Source organism: Corallococcus aberystwythensis (assembly GCF_003612165.1).
GTDB lineage: Bacteria > Myxococcota > Myxococcia > Myxococcales > Myxococcaceae > Corallococcus > Corallococcus aberystwythensis.
The window spans coordinates 1-655 of record NZ_RAWK01000557.1 but is presented as its reverse complement, the minus strand read 5'-3'; the positions used below and the strand labels follow the sequence as shown (position 1 = coordinate 655).

1 protein-coding gene is annotated in these 655 nt (G+C 70.8%); it reads left to right on the top strand.

The window, feature by feature from the left end; translation table 11 throughout:
* Positions 1–136 precede the first annotated feature (136 nt).
* Entirely contained in the window at positions 137–637 is a 501-nt protein-coding gene (locus tag D7W81_RS41425) for a hypothetical protein (RefSeq protein ID WP_244227805.1), read from the top strand.
* Positions 638–655: the final 18 nt, after the last annotated feature.

Below are 655 nucleotides of genomic sequence, written 5' to 3'. Positions count from 1 at the left end.
GAGCGAGGGGGAGAGGAGGGCTTCATCGGGGCGTCTCGGAGGGAAAGAGGCGGAGGGGACCGCGCGGCGTATACTCGCAACCCGCGTGAGTTACGAGTTGGTCCTGCAGGCGCGGACCCCAGGCGCCCCTTTCGAGATGGCACGGGTGGAGGCCCTCCTGGCTGCACGCCCGGGGACCGTCCGCCCGGACGGCGTGCGCGAGTGGGACCTGGGGGTGGGCGTCGTGGAGGTGCTGCCCCTGCGCGACGGCAAGAAGGTCGTGGGCATGGAGCTGCGCGTGCCGCTGGAGGACCGCGAGGAACTCATCCGCGAGGCCCTGACCGAGGCGGCCGGGCTGGCCCACAAGGCCCGGCTCCGGCTGTTCGACCCGCAGCTGGGAGAGGTCCTCGAGGGCGCCGACACGGAGCGGGTGGTCGAGCAGTACCTGCGCACGGAGCACTACCGGCGCACGGCGAAGCCCATGGAGATCACCCCCGGCCTGGAGGAGGCGATGGACCGGGCGGAGCGCGCGAACATGCGGGGCTTGCCGTCCGAGCCCATGTCGCTGTCAACGCGGATGGTGCTCTTCGCGGTGGGTGGCTTCACCATCCTTTTCTTCGTGATGCGCTTCCTGACGGAGAAGCTCAACGGGGAGTGAGCCGGGAAGGGGCCGCTC